15 protein-coding genes and 1 pseudogene are annotated in these 21,087 nt (G+C 60.4%); 8 read left to right on the top strand and 8 right to left on the bottom strand.

Going from position 1 to position 21,087, the window contains the following annotated elements:
* Positions 1 to 118: 118 nt before the first annotated feature.
* The gene (gene bglX / locus ACL2XQ_RS06375) at positions 119 to 2,410 is read right to left on the bottom strand and encodes a beta-glucosidase BglX (RefSeq protein ID WP_410015969.1); all 2,292 of its coding nucleotides are present in this window, start codon (positions 2,408 to 2,410) and stop codon (positions 119 to 121) included.
* Positions 2,411 to 2,771: 361 nt separating this feature from the next.
* Between bglX and dld the strand changes: the two genes are divergently transcribed.
* From dld to ACL2XQ_RS06355, 4 genes are all read left to right on the top strand, one after another.
* A complete protein-coding gene (gene dld, locus ACL2XQ_RS06370) occupies positions 2,772 to 4,505 on the top strand; it encodes a D-lactate dehydrogenase (RefSeq protein WP_413731141.1) in 1,734 nt (577 codons plus the stop codon).
* 236 nt (positions 4,506 to 4,741) lie between these two features.
* Positions 4,742 to 5,728 carry a Gfo/Idh/MocA family protein gene (locus ACL2XQ_RS06365; protein WP_410015971.1) on the top strand — a complete coding sequence of 329 codons (987 nt, stop codon included), beginning with the start codon at positions 4,742 to 4,744 and terminating at the stop codon, positions 5,726 to 5,728.
* A complete protein-coding gene (locus ACL2XQ_RS06360) occupies positions 5,728 to 6,204 on the top strand; it encodes a GNAT family N-acetyltransferase (RefSeq protein ID WP_410015972.1) in 477 nt (158 codons plus the stop codon). Before ACL2XQ_RS06365 ends, ACL2XQ_RS06360 begins: the two co-directional genes overlap by 1 nt.
* A gap of 75 nt (positions 6,205 to 6,279) precedes the next feature.
* Positions 6,280 to 6,969 (top strand): glutathione S-transferase family protein, encoded by a 690-nt coding sequence (locus ACL2XQ_RS06355; protein WP_413740154.1) that lies wholly within the window; start codon positions 6,280 to 6,282, stop codon positions 6,967 to 6,969.
* 236 nt (positions 6,970 to 7,205) lie between these two features.
* Here the strand turns inward: ACL2XQ_RS06355 and pbpG are convergent.
* The 7 genes and pseudogenes from pbpG to ACL2XQ_RS06320 all read right to left on the bottom strand — a co-directional run.
* Positions 7,206 to 8,153, bottom strand: a pseudogene (gene pbpG, locus ACL2XQ_RS06350) (D-alanyl-D-alanine endopeptidase); the annotation flags it as partial.
* A 390-nt stretch (positions 8,154 to 8,543) separates the two neighbouring features.
* Complete coding sequence (locus tag ACL2XQ_RS06345) at positions 8,544 to 9,743, bottom strand: multidrug effflux MFS transporter (protein ID WP_413740153.1); 1,200 nt, start codon at positions 9,741 to 9,743, stop codon at positions 8,544 to 8,546.
* 71 nt (positions 9,744 to 9,814) lie between these two features.
* On the bottom strand, positions 9,815 to 10,282 hold the full coding sequence (locus ACL2XQ_RS06340) for a spore coat protein U domain-containing protein (protein WP_410015975.1): 468 nt from the start codon (positions 10,280 to 10,282) through the stop codon (positions 9,815 to 9,817).
* Between the two features lie 2 nt (positions 10,283 to 10,284).
* On the bottom strand, positions 10,285 to 12,663 hold the full coding sequence (locus tag ACL2XQ_RS06335) for a fimbria/pilus outer membrane usher protein (protein WP_413740152.1): 2,379 nt from the start codon (positions 12,661 to 12,663) through the stop codon (positions 10,285 to 10,287).
* On the bottom strand, positions 12,636 to 13,361 hold the full coding sequence (locus ACL2XQ_RS06330) for a molecular chaperone (protein ID WP_410015977.1): 726 nt from the start codon (positions 13,359 to 13,361) through the stop codon (positions 12,636 to 12,638). Before ACL2XQ_RS06330 ends, ACL2XQ_RS06335 begins: the two co-directional genes overlap by 28 nt.
* A gap of 16 nt (positions 13,362 to 13,377) precedes the next feature.
* Positions 13,378 to 13,887: a spore coat U domain-containing protein gene (locus tag ACL2XQ_RS06325; protein WP_410015978.1), complete on the bottom strand. Its 510-nt coding sequence runs from the start codon at positions 13,885 to 13,887 to the stop codon at positions 13,378 to 13,380.
* 306 nt (positions 13,888 to 14,193) lie between these two features.
* Positions 14,194 to 15,345, bottom strand: coding sequence for a helix-turn-helix domain-containing protein (locus tag ACL2XQ_RS06320; protein ID WP_410015979.1), 1,152 nt, complete (start codon positions 15,343 to 15,345; stop codon positions 14,194 to 14,196).
* A 791-nt stretch (positions 15,346 to 16,136) separates the two neighbouring features.
* On the opposite strand from ACL2XQ_RS06320, the gene ACL2XQ_RS06315 reads away from it, so the two are divergent.
* From ACL2XQ_RS06315 to ACL2XQ_RS06300, 4 genes are all read left to right on the top strand, one after another.
* Positions 16,137 to 17,423, top strand: coding sequence for an efflux RND transporter periplasmic adaptor subunit (locus tag ACL2XQ_RS06315; RefSeq protein ID WP_413731146.1), 1,287 nt, complete (start codon positions 16,137 to 16,139; stop codon positions 17,421 to 17,423).
* The gene (locus tag ACL2XQ_RS06310; RefSeq protein ID WP_410015981.1) at positions 17,420 to 18,988 is read left to right on the top strand and encodes a DHA2 family efflux MFS transporter permease subunit; all 1,569 of its coding nucleotides are present in this window, start codon (positions 17,420 to 17,422) and stop codon (positions 18,986 to 18,988) included. Before ACL2XQ_RS06315 ends, ACL2XQ_RS06310 begins: the two co-directional genes overlap by 4 nt.
* A gap of 1 nt (position 18,989) precedes the next feature.
* Positions 18,990 to 20,591, top strand: coding sequence for an efflux transporter outer membrane subunit (locus tag ACL2XQ_RS06305; protein ID WP_413727024.1), 1,602 nt, complete (start codon positions 18,990 to 18,992; stop codon positions 20,589 to 20,591).
* Positions 20,592 to 20,701: 110 nt separating this feature from the next.
* A complete protein-coding gene (locus tag ACL2XQ_RS06300) occupies positions 20,702 to 20,989 on the top strand; it encodes a YjcB family protein (RefSeq protein ID WP_410015983.1) in 288 nt (95 codons plus the stop codon).
* The last annotated feature ends 98 nt before the right edge of the window (positions 20,990 to 21,087 follow it).

Genomic DNA, 21,087 nt, shown 5'->3' with positions numbered 1-21,087 from the left:
TTTAACGGCAATGATGGTAAAAATCTGCGCAACGGCGGGGAATAAACGTTACGCAGCGGCATATTTTGCAAAAAAGCATGTCCGCAGCGACAGGCCCTTGAGGCTCACGGTAGGATGATTACTGCAGGGTAAACCTCGCGGTTTTGACCCGGGCGGAATCCAGCCCCACCATCACCTCGAATTCGCCCGGCTCGGCGGCAAACCGCATCTGCTGATCATAGAATTTCAGCGCGGCGGCATCCAGCCTGAACGTCACCGTTTTTGCTTCCCCGGCCTTGAGGAACACTTTCTGGAAGCCTTTTAATTCCTTCACCGGACGGCTTAACGATGCCGCGATGTCGTGTACGTAGAGCTGGGCCACGGTATCGCCGTCGCGATGGCCGGTATTGGTCAGGGTGACGCTGACGGTGATACTGCCGTCGCGCCCAAGCGTAGTGCTTGACAGCGCCGGCGCCGATACGTCGAAGGTGGTGTAGCTCAGGCCGAAACCGAACGGATAAAGCGGGCCGTTGGCCTCGTCATAATAATGCGAGGTGTATTTATCCGGTTTGTCCGCCAGATAGGGCCGCCCGGTGGGCAGGTGATTATAATAGGTTGGGATCTGCCCCACCGAACGTGGGAAGGACATCGGCAGTTTACCGGACGGGTTGTAATCGCCAAACAGCACATCGGCGATGGCGTTGCCGCCCTCGGTGCCGCTGAACCAGGTTTCCAGCATGGCGTCCGCCTGCTGGTTCTCACGCACTAGCGCCAGCGGCCGGCCGTTCATCAGCACCAGCACCAGCGGCTTGCCGGTGGCCTTAAGCGCGTCGATAAGCGCGCGCTGGCTGTCTGGAATGGTGATATTGGTACGGCTGGACGCCTCGTGGGCCATGCCCTGGGATTCCCCTACCGCCGCGATGACAACATCCGCTTTGCGGGCAGCCTTGACCGCTTCGTCGATCATCGCCTGCGGCGCGCGCGGGTCGTTCTTCACCGCCTGATCGTAGGAATTCAGGTAAGCGAGCATATCCTTATGATCGGTAATATTGGCGCCCCGGGCATACACCACGGTGGCCTTGTCCCCCACGGCGTTGCGTATTCCGCGCAACAGGGTGACGGATTGCTCGGGCCGCCCGGCGGCGGACCAACTGCCCATGATATCCCGCTGGCTGTCCGCCAACGGCCCCACCACGGCGATAACGCCCTGTTTTTTCAGCGGCAGGGTATGCAGGCGGTTTTTCAGCAATACCAGGCACTGGCGCGCCACCTGGCGAGCCGCGTCGCGGTGCAGGCGGCTTTCGGCGTTGGTGTCCTGCGGATCGCTGCCCACGGGGCCCAAATGGCTGTAAGCGTCGCGGAACAGGCCCATATCGTATTTGACATTGAGCACGTGGCGTACCGCTTCGTCAATTTCCTGCTCGCTGACCCCGCCGCTTTTCACCAGCTGCGGCAGATAGCGGATAAAATATTCGTCGCTCATGCTCATGTTGATGCCGGCGTTAAGCGCAATTTTTACCGCCTCGATGGGCGAACTGGCCACGCCGTGTTTGATCAATTCCTTGATGGCGCCGTGATCGCTGATGGTGATGCCGGTAAAATGCCATTGCTTGCGCAGAATATCCTTTAACAGCCAGGCATCGGCGGTGGCCGGAACGCCGTTTACGGTATTCAGCGCCACCATCACCCCGCCGCTGCCCGCGTCAAGGGCCGCTTTATAAGGCGGCATATAATCCTGGAACATGCGTTGCGGGCTCATATCGACCGTATTGTAATCACGTCCCCCCTCCACCGCGCCATACAGGGCAAAATGTTTTACCGACGTCATCAGCGCGTGGCGATCGCCCGGATTCTTACCCTGGATGGACTGCACCAGGGTGCGGCCGATTTCCGCAGTCAGGAACGTATCTTCGCCCAACCCTTCGGAGACCCGGCCCCAGCGCGGATCGCGCGTGACGTCCACCATGGGCGCCCAGGTCATGTTAAGTCCGTCTTCGCTGCCCTCATAGGCGGCGATGCGTCCGCTGGTGGCTACCGCATCAAGGTTCCAGCTGGAGGCGAGCCCCAGGCTGATGGGGAAAATAGTGCGCTGGCCGTGGACGATATCATAGGCGAAGAAAAGCGGGATTTTCAGCCGGGGCAATTGCATGGCCTGATCCTGCATCTGGCGGATATCCTGGCGGGTCACCGTATTAAAAATAGCGCCCACCTGGCCGTTTTTGATCATCTCCCGGATGGCTTCCTTCGGATTTTCCGGCCCGACGCTGATAAGTCGCAGCTGGCCGATTTTTTCCTGCAGGGTCATTTTTTGCAGCAGCGCGTTAACATAAGCGTCGCGGGGCAAATCGGGAGAAGGAAGCTGGGTATCGTCCGCCAGGGCGGGGTGAAGCGATAATGCTGCAAGCAGGCTCAGTGAACACAGCCATTTCATATCGTTGTTCTCATACTCGCGAAAGCGTACCGGGCCCGGCGCCCGCTACGGATATTCTGGTTAATATGCCATAAGGCATCGCAGTGCTCAGTGTAGACCATCACGAACGCGAGTGGGTAAGGTTAAATTATTGAAAGCGTTTGTTTCTGGATAAGAATATCGTTAATCGGCCGCGCGCCCGGGATGCGTCCGGCGACGCCGCGGCGGCCGGACCGGCTGCCGGCAAAGCGCCTTTCTCATTATGTTCACATTGACGCCGCTCCGGGCGTATATTCATTATCCATATGCGCCAGTTTACATGAGTCCGTATCCCGTCCGTGGGTATAAAATCAGTTTGCTTCGCAGAGAAAAGGATATCGTTATGCCGCACACTTCGCCTTATCTATCGCATGCGTTTTTAGAACGGCTTACCGCCATCGTCGGTAAGCGTCATGTCCTGACCGATAGCCGCCAGACCCAGCGTTATTGCAAGGGATTCCGCTCCGGCAGCGGCCCGGCCCTGGCGGTGGTGCTGCCCGACTCGCTGCTCTCGCTGTGGCGGGTGCTGGAAGCCTGCGTGGCCGCCGACAAAGTGATTATCATGCAGGCGGCCAATACCGGCCTGACCGAAGGCTCCACGCCCAACGGCTCCGATTACGATCGCGAGGTGGTGGTGGTCAGCACCCGGCGCCTGGATGGCGTACAGCTGATCGACGAGGGCCGGCAGGCAGTGGCCCTGGCGGGCAGTACGCTTTATACGCTGGAAAAGGCGTTGAAGCCCCTGAAGCGGGAACCGCATTCGGTTATCGGCTCCTCCTGTCTCGGCGCGTCGGTCATCGGCGGCATTTGCAATAATTCCGGCGGATCGCTGGTCAAGCGCGGCCCGGCCTATACCGAAATGGCGCTGTTCGCGCAGCGAGATGAAGACGGCCAATTGCGGCTGGTCAACCATTTAGGCATCGATTTAGGCACCACGCCGGAGCAGATCCTCACCCGGCTGGAGAACCGGCAATATTCGGCGGCGGACGTTCAACCGGCCGGGCATGCCTGCTCCGATCATGATTACGCCGAACGGGTGCGCCAGGTGGATGCCGCCACCCCGTCGCGATTTAACGCCGACCAGCGCCGGCTGTTCGAGGCGTCGGGCAGCGCCGGTAAGGTGGCGGTGTTCGCCGTGCGCCTGGATACGTTTCCCGCCGAGGAACGCCAGCAGGTCTTCTACATCGGCACCAACGACCCGCAGGTCCTGGCCCGGCTGCGCCGCGACGTCCTGTCCGGCTTCGCCAACCTGCCGGTGGCGGGCGAGTATATGCATCGCGATTGTTACGATATCAGCGCCACCTACGGCAAAGACACCTTTATCATGATTAACCGGCTCGGCACCGACCGGATGCCGTGGCTGTTCCAGCTAAAAGGCCGTATCGACGCCACGCTGAACGCCCAGGCCTGGCTGCCGCCGCAGCTCAGCGATCGTTTCCTGCAGTTGGCAAGCCGTCTGTGGCCGCAGCATTTGCCGCCGCGCATGACGGCGTTCCGAGAGCGTTATGAGCATCATCTGCTGCTGAAAATGTCCGGCGACGGCATTAACGAGGCCGAGGCCTACCTGAAAAACTTTTTTGCCGTGGAGCCGGGGGATTATTTTATCTGCACCGACGACGAGGGCGGCAAGGCTTTCCTGCACCGTTTCGCCGCCGCCGGGGCCGCGGTGCGCTATCATGCGGTACACAGCGATGAGGTGGAGGATATCCTGGCCCTGGATATTGCCCTGCCGCGCAATGAAACCCAGTGGTTCGAAACCCTGCCGCCGGACATTGACCGGCAACTGGTGGCCAAGCTTTATTACGGTCATTTCATGTGCCACGTCTTTCATCAGGATTATATTGTGCGTAAGGGGGTCGACAGCCATGCGTTGAAAGCACGGATGCTGGCGTTGCTTAATCAACGCGGCGCCGAATATCCGGCCGAACACAACGTTGGCCATCTTTACCAGGCCAAGCCGCAGCTGGCGGCGTTCTACCGGCAGATCGATCCCACCAATACCTTTAATCCCGGCATCGGCAAGACCTCCAGGCTAAAGCTTTGGCGCGAGCCCGGCGCGGAGCAAAAGCAGCCCTGACGGCGACGCTTTCCGCCCCCAGGCGTGCGCCGCCTTCACGGGGGGCTTGGCAAGCGCGATGACCTTTGCAATACTGCTTGGCAGTGTTACAAGTCATGATCGGTCTATACAGGCGTTGACAATCCGTTATGCGGCGCCGTCCGATGCCCGATGGCAAGGCCGGCCGCGCTTCAGCGGCAATCGTGATATTCAGGGACGATCGGTTCTTCATTTTTCAACAAGGCATCGACTCTGTTATGAAATATGTCATCGTGGGTACAGGTAACATCAGCCGCACCTATCTCAAGGCGCTGGACGCATTGCCGGCAAGCGAAGCTGTGGGGTATATATCCCGCAGCAAAGCGGCGGGCGCTACCGTTGGCGCATTACCTTGCTGGCCGGCGCTGGCGCAAGTCGATCGGCCGTTTGACGCCGTTATCGTCACCACGCCCAACGCACTGCATCATCAAAGCGCCATCGAGGCCGCGCAGCTGGGCAAGCATGTGCTGGTGGAAAAACCGCTGGATATCACCCAGGCCGCCATGGACGATATGATAAGGGTTGCCGCGCGGCACCAGGTGGTGTTGGCCGTGAGCTACCAGCGCCGCACCAATCCGGACAACCGGGCCATTAAACGCCTGCTTGAGCAGCAGGCGTTCGGCCGAATCTATTCCGCCGACCTGAGCTGCCGCTTCTGGCGCGATCAGGCGTATTACGACAGCGCGGCCTACCGCGGCACCTACGCCGTTGACGGCGGCGGGGTCTTTATCCAGCAGGCCAGCCATAATATCGATAACTACATCTGGTTTTTCGGCATGCCGGAACGGGTGCAGGGAGAGCTGGACACCTTCGCGCACCAGATGGAGGCCGAAGATCACGGCGCCGTGGTGTTGCGCCATGCCGACGGCATGATCGGCACCATCGTCGCCTCCACCTGCGCCCCGCCGGGATACCCTCCGCGCCTGGAGGTCAGCTGTGAAAAAGGCACCTTTACCCTGCTGAACGACCGGATCAGCGCCTGGCACATCGCCGGCCTCGACAATCCGGCGGAGCAGGCGGAACCGGCGCCCGATGACGGCGCCAGCAACCCGGCGGTGACCGACACCTCCCGCCACGAAGCGGTGCTCGAGGATTTCGAGCGGGCGGTTACGCGGGGCGATACGCCGTTGGCCGCGGGCATAGATGCCCGGCGCGCTACCGACCTTATCCTGCGGATTTACCGCTGTCGGACGGAAAACCGTTGATGTTCCGGCTCAGAGCGGCCCGTATCGATGAGTTGAGCCGACTCACCGAGCTCTGCGTGCAGTCAACAGCCTTATTGGGCTATGACGACGCGTTGCGGCAATCCTGCCGCGATAAGCTGACTTTTCGCCCGGCGGATATGGAAAACTCGCTGATTTGCGTCGCCGAGGCCGGCAATGCCTTGCTTGGCGCCGCCCAGCTGCTGCTCCAGGATGAAATCGCCCTGCTCGAACGGCTGTTCGTGGCGCCGGACAACGCCAATACCGGCATCGGCAAAATGCTGTTCGGCTGGTCCATCAACGCCGCCCACCGGGCCGGCGCCGCACGGTTGCTCATTGATTGCCATCCCCTTGCCGCCGGCTTTTACCAGCGCATGGGCGCGCGCGCGGAGGGCACGGTCGACACCGGCCTGCTGCCCGGTCAGCCAACGCCGCGTTTTCGCATTACCCTGACCCCCTGCCGGGCCGCCGCCAGGTAGCGGCCCGGCAGGCCGGCGGGATGCGCGTATTGGGCAGCGGCTTACCACCCCACGACAGCAACGGAGCGTGACATCGTGTATCAATTGCATATTGCCAATAAAAATTATTCGTCCTGGTCGCTGCGTCCCTGGCTCTTGATGAAGACGCTGGATATTCCGTTTGACGAGGCGCTGCATCCTTTCCAGTCGGGCGACAATCACCCTCTTTTCGCGCATTTTTCGCCCTCCGGGCGGGTGCCGGTGCTGTATGACGGCGCCATGGCGGTATGGGACTCGCTGGCCATCGCCGAATACCTGGCGGATACCCATGCGGGCATCTGGCCGGAAGAACGCCAGGCCCGGGCCTGGGCGCGCTGCGCGGCGGCGGAAATGCATGCCGGGTTCGGCACGCTGCGCAGCCTGTGCCCGATGAACTGCGGCGTGCGGGTGCGTTTGCGGGCGATTCCCGACGCCCTGCGCGCCGATCTGACGCGCCTGGATGCGTTGTGGCAACAGGGGCTTTCCCGTTTCGGCGGGCCGTATTTGGCGGGCCGCGAATTTAGCGCCGCGGATGCGTTTTTTGCCCCGGTGGTATTCCGGGTGCAGACCTATGACCTGCCGCTGTCGGCCGCCGCGCAGGCATGGTGCCGCACCATGCTGGCGCTGCCCGCGCTGGCGCAATGGTATCAGGATGCGCTGGCCGAGAAGTGGTGCGAGGCCTCGCATGAGGAAGAGTCGGCGAACCAGGGAGAGATTATTGCGGATCTGCGCGGCCGGGCGGAGTAGCGCCGGCCGCGGTTGGCACCTTAATCGACCTGTTTGTCCCGATCGCCGGCGCCATTTTTCGCCGTTTGTCCGGACGGATGGGTTTTGGACTTCTTAAATGCCGTCTGGCCGGGCTTGGCGGCTTTGGTTTTTTTATACGCCGTCTGGCCGGGTTTGGCTTTACCGGCGGCGGCCGTTTGTCCGCGCCTGGCCTTGTGGGCGGCAGCCGTCTGGAGAGCGTTGACGTTGCCGGCCTTTTTCGCCGTTTGCCCCGCCGCATGGCGTTTCAGCGCTTTATTGCCGGACTGTTTATTATTGGCCAGGGCGCGATGGGCCGCGGGTTTATAGGCCGAGCGGGTGGAGCGCAGCGCCGGAGCTTTCGGATAGACCTGCGACGGCAGCGCCGTGGCCTGGCCGGTTTCCAGCCAATTGCGGATGCGGCTGGCATCGGCAAAATGGGTATATTTACCGAAGGCGTCCAATACCACCAGTCCCACCGGGCGATGATTGATCACGGTGCGCATTACCAGGCAATGCCCCGCCGGATTGGTAAAGCCGGTTTTGGTTAACTGTATGGTCCAGTCCGGACGATAAACGAGATGATTGGTATTGCGAAACGGCAGGGTATAGGACGGATTGCTGAACGTCGCCATGGTCTCGTGCGTGGTGCTGAGTTCGGTAAGCATCGGGTATTGCTGGCTGGCGATAAGCAATTTTGACAAATCGCGCGCCGTCGACACGTTATTGAATGACAAACCGGTAGGCTCGACATAATGGGTATTCATCATGCCCAATGAGCGCGCCTTGGCATTCATCGCGGCGATAAACGCCGAATAACCGCCGGGATAATGATGCGCCAGGCTGGCGGCGGCCCGATTTTCCGAAGACATCAGCGCCAGCAGCAGCATATTGCGCCGGCTAATTTCGCTGCCTACGCGCACCCTTGAAAACACCCCCCTTAATTCCGGCGTTTCATGGATATCCACGGAAATTATTTCATCCATGGGCTGCTGCGCGTCCAATACCACAATGGCGGTCATCAGCTTCGACAGCGAGGCAATAGGCACCACTTTATCCGCATTGGAAGAATAAAGCAGGTGATTATCCGTCATATCAAAAACAATCGCGCTGCCGGAGGCAATTACCAGCGGCGAAACCAGGGGCGCCGCCTGTGCGTCGACGGCGGCCTGTGCATCGTTAATCATCACATTTGTAAGCGTTAAAAGAGACACGCCAAAACAAGCGACACGAAAAAAAGATAACATTAGCCATTACCTGAAAGATACTGCGGGACCGCAGTTGATGACGACATAGTATATCCGATTCTCCCCAAACGAAAATCGCTTAACGCCTGTATTTTTTTGTCACCAAAAAAGGCGGCGCCTTGATTGACAACTTTCAGCATTGCGCAACATCGCAGAAGATATTATTTCACCATAATTAATCAATTAATGACCTATTAATGAATAACAAACAGGCAATATTCAGCGATATCGCCCGCCAATTTTGCTTAGCGGGCGATCGGCGGGGAATAGCGGCAATTGCCCGGCTTTTTTCCGGTAAACGGAGTTAATTACCTTTTACAGGCAATATGTTTATTCGGGCCGCAGACGCGGGGCTTTTCTATTGACCAGTAGCAGGAAAAGCGCGCCGGCAATGATATGGCAGCCCCAGATGGTTATCCCCATGGTCACCGCCGACGTGCCGCCGATGCCGGTAATGGGGACGCTTACCGCCCCGAGGGCGAACATCGCCACGCCAATCATGGCGGAGGCGCTGCCGGCATTCTGGCCCTGGGTTTGCATCGCCAGTGAGGAGGCCAGCGTTCCGATCAGGCCGTTGATCATAACCGAAAAAAACAGGGCCGCCAGGATAAAGGACAGCGGCAAACCGAACAGGCCGCACAAGAGTAAAGCGGTGGAGGCCGTCCCCGCCACGCCCAGCCCCCAGGTCAGCACCCGGTATTCGCCGATCCTGGCGCTGGTGCGCGCGGCGATCTGCGAGGCGGCAATCAGGCCCAGGCCATTGACGGCAAAACAAAAGCTGAAGTCCTGCGGGCTCAGGCCATAGAGCTGCTGCAAGACAAAGGGCGAGGCGCCGATATAGGCGAACATGCCCGCCATGCTGAACCCCTGCGTCAGGCACAGCCCCATAAACTGCCGCTGTCGCAGCAGGCGTCCCAGGCCGCCGAAAACGCTGAGCAGCGGCGCCTGGCTGCGCCTGGCTGCGGGCAGGGTTTCTTCCAGCCGCCAGGCGCTGAGCGCCAGCAGCGCCGACGCCATCACCGCCAGCACGATAAACAATCCGCGCCAGTCCAGCCAGGCCAGCAGCGCGCCGCCCAGAACCGGAGCGCCGATGGGCGCCAGCCCGTTAACCAGCATCAGCAGGGCAAAAAACCGGGTCAGCGCAATGCCGCTGTACAAATCCCGCGCCACCGCGCGCGACAGTACCGCGCCGCCCGCGCCGGCCAGCCCCTGTACCAGCCGGGCGGCCAGCAGTTGGCCGATATTTTGCGCCAGCGCGCAGGCGATGGAGGCCAGCAGCAGTATTAGCAGGGAAAACAGCAGCGGTCTCATGCGCCCCAGCTTATCGCTGAGCGGGCCGAAAATAAGCTGCCCGGCCCCCAGGCCCAGCAGGCCGGCGGTGAGGCTCAGCTGCGCGGAGGCGGTATTAGTGGCAAGCGAGCCTGCCAATTGCGGCAGGGCGGGCAGGTAAAAATCGGTACATAAGGGGCCGAGCGCGGCCAGCGAGCCCAGCACCAGGGCATAACCAAGCTGTCGTTGTGCGAAAGCCATGAACGTGGATATCCTTTTTCCCGCCGGACAACCTCGGCCCGGCGCGGGCGACACCGTGCCGCCCCTGGCGTTTAATATAGCAGTTGCACAAGGGTAGTGGCGATATAGCTTCCCGGCCGATCGTCGCGGCCGGCCCTCATCCTGGCGTAAACGGTGTAGGTACGGGTTACCGTGGCGTTGGCCGCCAGGCTGTAGCCGTCGGTAATGGCCCCGCCGCCGCCGTTTCCCCACACCTGCTGGTAATTATCGGAGGTATAGAGCTGATAACCGGCGTTATGACCGCCGGCCGACATTTGCCGTTGCCCCTCCCCCGCCGGCCCGTCAAGCAAAATCCGGTAACTGACGTTGGCCGCCGCCGCGCCGGTGCGGCAGACCACGGTCAGGGTGGCGGTGGTCTGCCGCGTGGCGCCGTCGACCCCCGCCAGCGCGCCGAAACTCAGCGGCGTGGCGGCGATGGAACAATCGTAGGCCAGCGCCGGACCGGAAAACAGGGCGCAAAGCATAACGAACCAGGCACCCCTTACGCGTGTTAAAAACATATTCAGGCTCCCGTATTACAGGTCAGGGGGCCGATTTGCGGCAGCACATTGGCCTGGGGATGATAATCGAAGCTCAGGGTACAATCGGGCCTGCCCGACGTTTCGACCTTAAGCCGGTTGTGTTCCGCCAGATTCTCGAAAAACGTCTGGCCGTCGTAGCCGACCATGGCCTGGGCGCCGCTGTCCACCAGGGTCGCCACGCTGCCGAGCGGCAGGGGATGCCGCTGCGTGTCCACCAGCAGCAGGGTGGCGCCGCGGCTGCGGCGGATGGGAAAGCGGGCGATCACGCCGGCGCGATCGCCCGGCCTGACCATCAGCACGTCATTGGTGAGGGCGACATCCATCGGCACATCATTGGGGTCGACGGACAGGCGGTTGCTTTCGTAGGCGCGGATATCCTCGATAAACATCAGTCCATGGCCGTCGGTCTTGCCCACCGGGCGGTTTTCCTGCAGGACGGTTATGCCGGGTAAGCCGTCGGTATCCACCAGCGCGAAGCTGTCCTGAATGGTATTGGCGGCAAAAACATGACCGCCGATGGCCGCCAGGGAGCCGCGGGCGGAAGCCCGGACCGCGTGGCCGTCATTGCCCTGCTCGGCGTCGGCGCCGATAAGCCCCCAGTCGGCTTTATATTCCAGCCCGGCATTTTGCCGCGACACCGCGCCGTGCTGCTCAGCCAGGTTCCAGCCAATATCGCCGTGCCGTACCGCTGATTGCTGCGCCTGCAAGGTTTGCGTGCTGTCGCCCTGGCCGACGCTTACGCTGGTACTGATATTCGCCCGCGCGCCGAAAGGGATGGAGATGCCGGCAAACAGGCTATTGCCCTTATCGTAATCAAAATCATGTAATAGCGTGATATAGCCAAACGCCGCCAACACCGGCAGCGGGGCCGAATACGTGGCCGAGAGGGTCGAGGTGCTTATCCGTTGGGACTCATAATTATAACTGTTGTAGTAATTAACTAATTTGCGCGCATAGACCAGGCCGAACGAACCGTTGCCGGGATAGACCGGGAAACCAAGGCTGGCGCGCAGGGTGGTGCCGGCGGTATTGTCGCCATAGGCCGCGGCGATATCATAAAAGCCGGCATTCGCCCTGAGTGCGCTAAAGCCGTAGCTGAAGCTGTGCATCATATGGGAAAAACCGATGCCGTACTGCTGCCCCTGTTTTTCGCCATAACGACTGGCGGCCAGGGAACCGGACAATACCCCCGCATCGCCGATCAGCAAATTGGCGCCGCCGCCGCCCATCACCAGTTTTTGCGTGGCTTCCAGATGGGTCTCCAGCGTCACCGCCGGCCATACACCCCGCCGGTAGCTCACCGAGGCCGCGCCGCCGGTATAATCGGCGGACCGGCTGGCATACTCACGCCGCACCGTGCCGGCTTCCACCGACAAGGACTCCAGTCCCTGTCTCAGCATCGCGTTGCTGGCGTAAAAAGGCAGGGTTTGCGTGGTCTGCCGGCCGTTGGCGTCCTTCACCACCATGGAGACGTCGCCGCCGCCGGTGGTTACCGGCAGCGAGGTGATGTCAAACGGCCCGGCATCCACCTGGCGGGTCATCTGATGCAGGCCGTTGACGTAGATATCCACCGACGACGGGACCGCCACCTCGCCGCTGATGCCCGGACGGGGGAACGTCACGAGATCGGGGCGCAGGCCGAAATTGGTGGTCATCTGCATGCCGCCCATGCGCACGGGACGGGTCCAGTCCAGGCCGCCGCTGATATAATCGCCGGCGTTCCAGGTACGCAGGGTGGCGACATCGGAATAGCTGTAGGTGCTTTCCAGCCGAACCGTGCGGTCGAGATAAGGACTATGGGTTTGAATGGCGCTGTTGGCCAGCACGCCGCTATCGCCGAACAGCCGCAGATCGCCCAGCAGGCTATGGCTCTCTTCGCCATGATACTCGGTCACCTGCCCGTCGTAGTTCAGCACCGCGCCCCGATCGCTGTGGGGCGCGCTGTCGTCCGGGGAAAGGCTATCCGACGAAAACTGCTGGGCAATCTGGTCGCCGGACGGCACCTGTAAAAACAGCATCTGGGCGTTTTCATCCAGCCGCCAGGTCCAGCCCTGGATGCTGTTTAGCGCAATCAGGCCGCCACCGGTGTCGGTATAGGCGCCGGTGAGTTTCAGCCCGGAGGCGGTAATCTGCGCGCGGGTCAGCAGCAGGGCGCCCGGCTTGCCGGCGACTTCCTGGATATTATCGTGGATGCGCCCGTTAACCACGACATTGAGCAACAGGCTTTGGCCGGCATCTGCCGCGGGCGCCGTCTCCGCGCCCCACGCCAGTATCGGCCATAGCAGCGCCAGGGCCAGCATGCGTCCTGGCCGGCGACGCCGCCCGGCGGCTGTCAATGCGTCGGGCCGACATTGACCCATTGATCCGATTTATCCTGGGGACCGGGGTTTTGCACATGTATCCGGGTCCCGGTGGTCAAGACATGTTTGGGATCGCTGATAAGCCAGTGCTGTTGATTGCCCGCCAGGATATAGGGCATGCCGGGGCCGGTCAGCTTCAAGCGTTCGCCGCCGACGGTGGTGGCGCTCACGTTATAGAGCATACTGTGTTTAAGGCCCAGGTTATTCGCCACCAGCATCATGCCGTCGCCCTGGCGCTCAATCCGCCACTGCACATCCGCCGCCGCCGGCTCCGCGCTCAGGGAAAATACCGGCACGGTAAAGCGTATCGCCAGTTGCACTTTCGCGTTGGCGCGATCGGGGATCTGATCAAAAATAATACGATAGGATTCCTCGCCTTTGCTTGCCGGCTCGCGCAGCAGCAGCCTGACGGTTTGTGATTTTCCGGCGGGAATAGTGGCGAACGGCGGGCTTACCGACAGTTTGTTGGTGCTGACGAAGCTGTCGTTATTACCCTTTTGCACCCAGCTGTATCCCCGGATCTGGATAACGCTTGGGGTATCGGCATTATTGGTCAGGGTAAAACTGGCGGATCGGTGCGCGGACGACAGATCCTGACGGATGGGAACGATAGCCAATGCCTGCGCAGAAACCTGGGGCACGATGGCCCACAGGCTTGCCAGCATAAGCGCCCGGATAAAATGATTGTTACGGGGCATAGTGGCTGATCTTGTATTAATAGGTAACGGTTACGGCGACGGTATCGGTATAGTCACCGACCGCCGAGGTGAGCTGGTTGGCGGCGATTTCACCGTACACGGTAATATTCTGCTCACCGCCGGTGCCGACGCCCGCGACGGTATCGTCGCCGGTGGCTTCACCCCAGTTGGTGGTATGTTCGATATTCTGGTATAAGCCGTAGTTCAGCGTCGAGCCGGCCACTGAACCGGTCATGACGCGCACCGCGGTGGTGGCGTCGGTGCCGGTGCCCGCGCCCAGCGCAACCGTATACGGCGCCGCGTTAGAACAGGTCAGCGATAAGGTGGCGGTGGTATCTACCGCGTCGGTACCGGTATAGGCCGGGAATGCCATGGCGGTAGTGGCGATAGTACAGGCTGACTGCACCTCGGCGGTAACCGCGATATTGGTGGTGGCCGTACCGGCCGCGAAAGCGGAAGACGCCACGGTGGCGCCGAGGCACAACAGAGACAAAGCACCGACTTTAAAAAGACGTTGGCTGGACATGATATTTCCTTGAAAGAAGCGATAGGCGATATGAATGGATTTGGCGCGTTAAACCGGCCATTTCTCGCGGTTATTTTAACCGTTAAAAAGAAGGCGCGGTAATGTTAACCATCGCAAATCCGGACGGAACACCTGCTTTAACGGCCAAAACCATTAATAATCATTTTGTCTGCGGAAAATATTAACCATTGCGCGGGATAATGGCCGAATGGAATAATAGCGGCTGGATTGACCATTATTTTACGCTAGCTTATATAGAATGAATTACAGTTTATATTTTGATTTTGCCGGTATTAACCAATGCGGTTACTCAACAACGGCGTTTTCCTGTAATTCCCGCAGCCAGGAGGGAATGGCGCGGCCGTCAAACAGGGCCGCATACAAGGGGTAATCAAGCGTGGGCGTAAGCGTGCCGGGCTGCGTGCGGTATTGGTGCGGGCTGACGTTAAAAAACTTGCGGAACATGCGCGCCAGTTGCTGGCCATCGTGCAATCCGCCGCGCCGGGCGATCTTGTCGATGGGCAAAGCGCTGTCGAGCAGTGCCTGACGCGCTAATTCCAACCGGAGCAGCAGCAAAAAAAGATACGGCGAATAGCCCACCTCGAGCGTGAAATGGCGGCGAAAACTGCGCTCGCTCATGGTCATGAACCGCGCCGATCGCTCCATGCTTAAATCCTCGTCAATATGCTTCAGCCACCAGAGCGTCACCCGATGGGCTATCGTGTCATGACGGGTGAATATCTGCGCCGTGACCGGGGTATTATCGCCGAGTCGCAGCATTCGTTCGCCGTCCTGGGTGGGACGAGCCAACGGCAACGGCCCTTTCAGCAGCAGCAACGCCAGTTCACGCAAATTGATATGTTCGCTGGTGGTCAGGATATTGCCGTCAATTTGCAGCGCCGCCGGCATATTGACATTGACCAGCGGATAATGCTCGGCAAGATACGGCGCCAGCGCGGAATGGGTGGTCGCCTGGCGATGGTCCAGCAGCCCGGCCGCCGCCAGGCGCAGCACGCCGGATCCAAGCGCGACGATCTGTCCGGCGCCGGGACAAGCCGCCTGCAGCCAGCGGGATAACAATTCATTGGGCGCGGCCGCGGCCGCCCGGGTACCGTGGGCGATGATCAGCAGATCGGGACTGAGCGGAACCGGCCCGCGCACCGTCAGCGTTTCCGCGTGGATTAACCGGCTGGCCGGCGAAGATATACGTCCGCCGACCGCCGAGTAGATCTGCGTAACGAAGTGTATTTTTTGTCCGCCGTGCCGTACGGCAAAATCGTTTAAGCCCGCCAGCATTTCCAGCAGCTTGACCATTTCGCCGAGAAAGCAGCCGGGATAGGTGAGGATAATCACCCGGCGCACCCGGCTGCGCCCGGGCAGGGCCAGCAACGCGCCCGCGGGGTCATCATCACGCAGGGGGAAGGCGGCGGCAATAGCGGGCATGGCGGTCTTGGTCATGATTAACGGTATCCCGCAGGGGGTGTCATTAACGGTTTGCCACGGTAACAATTGACAGACGGAGCAGTTCGTCAATACCCGGACGGTGAACTTCCTGTTAACGTAAATAATCCTTGTTACCCGGAAGCATGGCAGAAAAAATAGCGTAACAAACCCTGTTTAAATCAGCTTAAAAGATTGACTGGGCGCTTTTATTAATGCCATAAAAGTAAAGCACAGCGCCGTTTCAGGATAAAACAGCCGCCAGAAAAAAAATAAAACCATCGCCAACCCGCGTTTATATGGCGCACTGACGCAGGGTTATTTGGCTTAAATCCGGAAATTAATATGTGCCGTTCAGGCTCTGAATGCAATTAATTTATGATATAAAACAGACCAGAAAAGCATTATTGACTCTAAACGTCGTAGAAATGATATTTTTTAATCGTGTTTATTTTCAGGATGAGTAAAATCCTAAAACACCCCGGTTTACGCCTGCCTTTGCCACGGCGGCGACATGAGAATCGCAGCGCGTCATGGCCGGCATATAGCTCTTCGCCAGCGGCACCCTGACGCCCTGACATAAATTTTAACGCTTTTCCCATTTTTTGCCCGCGCGCGGGCTTTCTTTTTAAACCAAATAGGATAATTAATTGTTTTTTATAAGGTTATAAATCACCTGTTGACGCCCCCACGGCAAGCACAGGAAAACCGCGACTTTTTTTCCCTTTGCTATAATTCGTTTCACTACCCCCTTAACCCCTTGTTTAACACCGGCGCAGCACTCCGCTGCCGATATTTTGATGAGGCCTATGGACAGCAATAACAATAGCGAATCCAATAACGCATTGCCCAGGCGCGCCGCCGCCCAAGGCGATGACCAACAGGGAAACGCCGGCCAGGCGGGCCGGCAATCACAAGACAGCGGCGACCTGCCGCCAAAAAGTCAGGATCGGGCCGACCAGAACACCCGCAGGAATAACGACACAGGACGGGATAGCGCCGGCGGCGACAACGAGGCACACGGGGATGACGGCGACGGCGCGCAAGAAACGCAGCGCAAGCGCCCCGGTAAAAAACCGTTGATTATCCTTGGGGTGGTGGTGCTGATCCTGATTGTGGTCGGCCTCTATTTTTGGCTGACGACCCGCAACCAGGAAACCACCGATGATGCGTTTACCGAAAGCGACGCGGTGACCGTGGCGCCGAAAGTCGGCGGTTACGTGGTTAACCTGGCGGTCAGGGATAACCAGCGGGTGCATAAAGGCGACCTGCTGCTGCAAATCGATGCGCGGGATTATCGTGCCCAGCACGATCAGGCCCTGGCCCAGTTGGGGCTGGCCGAGGCGCAGCTTCACCAGGCCGAGGCGCAATTGGCGCTGTCCAGGGTGCAGTACCCGGCGCAACTGGCCCAGGCCCAGGCCCAACAGGCGCGGGCCGACGCCAATCTGCAAAATGCCGAAGCGGAATTCCGCCGCCAGCGCGGCGTGGATCCCCGCGCCACCACCCAGCAAAATATCGATACCGCCAGCGCCCAGGTGCGCGCCGCGCGCGCGGATGCCGCCAGCGCCCGCGCCCAGGTGGAGGTGGCCGCGCAGGTCGCCCTGCAGATCAACCAGGCCGAGGCCACGGTTGAAGCCCGGCAGCAGCAGGTACGCCAGGCGAAGGCCCAGTTGGAAACCGCCGATCTGAACCTTTCCTATACCGATGTCCGCGCGCCGTTCGACGGCTATGTGACCCGGCGTAATGTCCAGCCCGGCATGCTGGTGCAGGCGGGCAGCGCCTTGTTTTCAGTGGTCTCGCCCGACATTTGGGTAATGGCGAACTTCAAAGAGTCGCAGCTCGAACGCATGCGCCCCGGCAATAAGGTGGAGATTACCGTCGACGCCTTTCCCGATATGAAGCTGCAGGGCCATGTGGACAGCGTGCAGCAGGGCACCGGCTCCCGCTTCTCGGCGTTCCCGGCGGAAAACGCCACCGGCAACTTCGTCAAGATCGTTCAGCGCGTGCCGGTGAAAATCGTTATCGACAGCGGACTGGACGCCAATACCCCCCTGCCCCTGGGCCTGTCGGTGGCGCCGAAGGTATTGCTGGAATGAGCGGTGAACGCAACTGGCAGCCGGCCAGCAATCCCTGGCTGGTGGCGATGGTGGTGACGCTGGCGGTGTTTATGGAAATCCTCGACACCACCATTGTCAACGTGGCCCTGCCCCACGTCGCCGGCACGCTGTCGTCCAGTTACGATGAATCCACCTGGGTGCTGACCTCCTATCTGGTGGCCAACGGCATCGTATTGCCTATTTCGGCGTTCCTCAGCCGGGTGTTCGGCCGTAAACAGTATTTCCTGTTGTGCATTGCCATGTTTACCCTGTGCTCGTTTCTGTGCGGTATCGCCACCGAGCTGTGGCAAATGATCCTGTTTCGCGTATTGCAGGGATTTTTCGGCGGCGGGCTGCAGCCGATCCAGCAATCGGTACTGCTGGATTATTTCAAGCCGGAAGATCGCGGCAAGGCGTTCGGCCTGTCGTCTATCGCCATCATCGTGGCGCCGGTGGTCGGTCCGACGCTCGGCGGCTGGATCACCGATAACTACAGCTGGCGTTGGGTGTTCCTGATCAATATCCCGGTCGGCGTGCTGACCCTGCTGGCCATTTACCAGTTGCTGGAGGATCCCCCCTGGGAGCGTAAGGTGAAAGGTAAAAAACTCAGCATCGACTTTACCGGCATCGGCCTGATTGCATTGGGCCTGGGCTGCCTGCAGGTAATGCTGGACCGCGGCGAGGACGACGACTGGTTCACCTCCGGTTTTATCCGGCTGTTCGCGCTGCTTACCGTCATCGGCATCGTCGGCGCCGTCTATTGGCTGTTGTATGCCAAAAAGCCGGTGGTGGATTTGCGCTGCCTGAAGGATCGTAATTTCGCCGTGGCCTGCCTGCTGATGGCCGGCATGGCCATGATCCTCTACGGCAGCTCGGTGGTGATGCCGCAACTGGCGCAACAGGAACTGGGTTATACCGCCACCCTGTCCGGGCTGGTGCTGTCGCCGGGGGCTATTCTGATTGTCCTGTCGATCCCGCTGGTATTAAAGCTGATGCCGATCGTGCAAACCCGCTGGCTGGTGGCCTTTGGCTTCCTGCTGCTGGCGCTGTCGTTTATCTATTCGCGCCATCTGGTGCCCAACGTAGACTTCAATACCCTGGTGATGATGCGCAGCGCGCAGTCCATCGGGCTGGGTTTCCTGTTTGTGCCGTTGACCACCGTCGCCTTCGTCACGCTGGCGCCGCGGCTGAATGCAGACGCCTCGGCGCTGTTTACCATGTTCCGCAACGTGGCGGGGTCGGTGGGCATTTCGCTGTCCACCGCGGCCATCACCGAGCGATCCCAGGCCCATAGCGCCGCCATGGTGCATAATATGTCGCCGCTTAACGAACAGTTTCAACAGACGCTGAACCGCACCGCGGCGGCAATCCGCGATTTTTCCCACCAGATAGGCGATCCGATGCAGCTGGCGACCGGCCAGATGTATCAGCAGATGATATCCCAATCACGGATCCTGGCGTATATCGACGTCTTTTCCCTGTGCGCGGTGGTGGCGTTTATCCTTATACCTTTTTGTCTGTTGCTTTCGCCCGTCAAGAGCGAAGGCAATGCGGGAGCACATTGATATGCCGGTTTGTTTCCTGGCCGCCCGGCGGCGGCATCGCTCATTGATAGGGCGTTTCAGCCTCGGCGTGGCGCCGTTCGTCCTGGCCGCCTGCGCGGTAGGACCGGACTATCAGCCGCCCCATCCCGTCACCCCCGCCGCCTTTGCGCCGGCCGGCGATAAATCCGGCGCCGCGGTCACGCTGGCGTCGCAGCCGGACCCGTCCTGGTGGCGCAGTTTCAACGATCCGCAGCTCGACAGCCTGATCGCGCGCGCCATCGCCGGCAACCTTTCGCTGCAACAGGCGGTGCTGCGCATCGCCGGCGCGCGTGAACAAAGCGTGCAGGCGGGGGCGGCCGGTTTGCCCGCGGTAAACGCCAGCGCCAAGGCTACCCGGCAGCAGTTGGGCCTGAAGGGTGAACTTGAATCCTCCGGCGTCAACCTCAGCGATGAAAATACCAGCCCGGAGATTGCCTCAGGGCTGGATAGCCTGTTCAAGCCGGTCAATCTTTACCAGGGCAGTTTCGACGCCAGCTGGGAAATTGATCTGTGGGGCCGGGTACGTCGCTCGGTGGAGGCGGCGAACGCCCAAACCCAGGCCGCGGTCGAAGGACGCAACGACGCGCTGGTCTCGCTGGAGGCGGAGGTGGCGCGGACTTACCTGCAGTTGCGCGGCGCGCAGAGCGTGGCCGCTACCCTGGAAACACAAATTGCGGTGGCCCAGCAATCGGCGGAACTGACGCGCAGCCAGCAGCAGCACGGCCTGGCCCCGCAGTATGACGTGGAAAACGCCAACGCCCAGCTTGGTTCGCTGCGGGCGCAACTGCCCCAGTATGAAGCGCAGCAGCGCCAGGCCATGAACGGCCTGGCGGTGCTGCTGGGCCAGCCTCCCGGCACCCTGGATCACGAGCTGGCGCCCGTCAAACCCCTGCCGGCGGTTCCCGCGGCGGTGCCGGTGGGCGTGCCATCGACGCTGGCGCGCCGGCGGCCGGATATCCGCCAGGCGGAAGCCAACCTGCATGCGGCCACCGCCAATATCGGGGTTTCGGTGGCGCAGTTGTTTCCCGATCTGTCATTGACCGGGCAGTTCGGGATGCGCAATACCGATGCGGACTATCTCACCCACTGGAGCAGCCATTTTTACAGCTTTGGTCCCCAGGTTTCCCTGCCGATATTCCAGGGCGGCCGGCTGGTGGCCAGCGTGAAACTGTCGCGCGTACAGCAGGCCAATGAAGCGCTTGCCTATCGCCAGGCAGTGTTGACCGCCCTGCAGGATGTGGAAAATGCCCTGGTCAGCTACCGCACCGATCGGCAGCGGGTCGAGGGGCTGGAGCAAACGGCCGCCTCGTTGCAGAATGCCTTCGATCTCGCCAGCGCCAGCTATCGCCAGGGCATCAGCACTTTTATCAACGTGCTGGACGCCCAGCGGCAGCTGGCGCAGGCCCGGCAGCAGGCGGCCAGCGCGCGGGTGCAGACCGGCACAGATCTGGTGGCGTTATATAAAGCGCTCGGCGGCGGCTGGGAGCCGTATCAGAATATGACGCTGCCCGACTACCCGGTTTTTGGTCCGGCGGAGTCGGGAAACGCGCCGGTGCAATTGACTAATAAATCGCCACAATCTTAGGCGCAAGCACAAATCGGCCTAAAAATGTGTCTTGGATCACATATTTTTGTAGCGCAATGCAACCAAACAGGAGAAAATTAGACCATCTTACAAATGGGGGGTGGGTTGTCATGGGTACTCTTGCCGCAGGCTTCGTGATGATGCGCTGGGAATTGCTCAGCGCGGTGATGATGTTTTTCGCCAGCACGTTAAATGTCTTTTGCCGTAAAAGCAGCCACAATGCGCTGGCGTTTATTTTCAGCGGCGTCGGCATCAGCATGGCCTGCTGGTTTGTCACCGGACTGCTGGGTATCACGCTGTCGGTTGAAATGGTCTCCTGGCGCGAAGCCTGGGATAACCTGAAAGATATCGCCACGTATGTGGTTTCCCATACGCCGCCGGAATGGCAGGTAAACTGACCGTCTCCGCCGGCCGTCCCCGGGCGGGGTAGTAGCGCTGACCGCTCCCTGCCCGCGCCACAAAAATAGCTTGCCCGGCGCTGTACCGATTGGTACAG

Origin of the sequence: Sodalis sp. RH14 (assembly GCF_047324285.1) — a bacterium.
In the GTDB taxonomy this organism is placed as follows: Bacteria; Pseudomonadota; Gammaproteobacteria; order Enterobacterales; family Enterobacteriaceae; genus Acerihabitans.
Note: the sequence above shows the minus strand (reverse complement) of the source record. Positions and strands in the feature narration are given on the sequence as shown.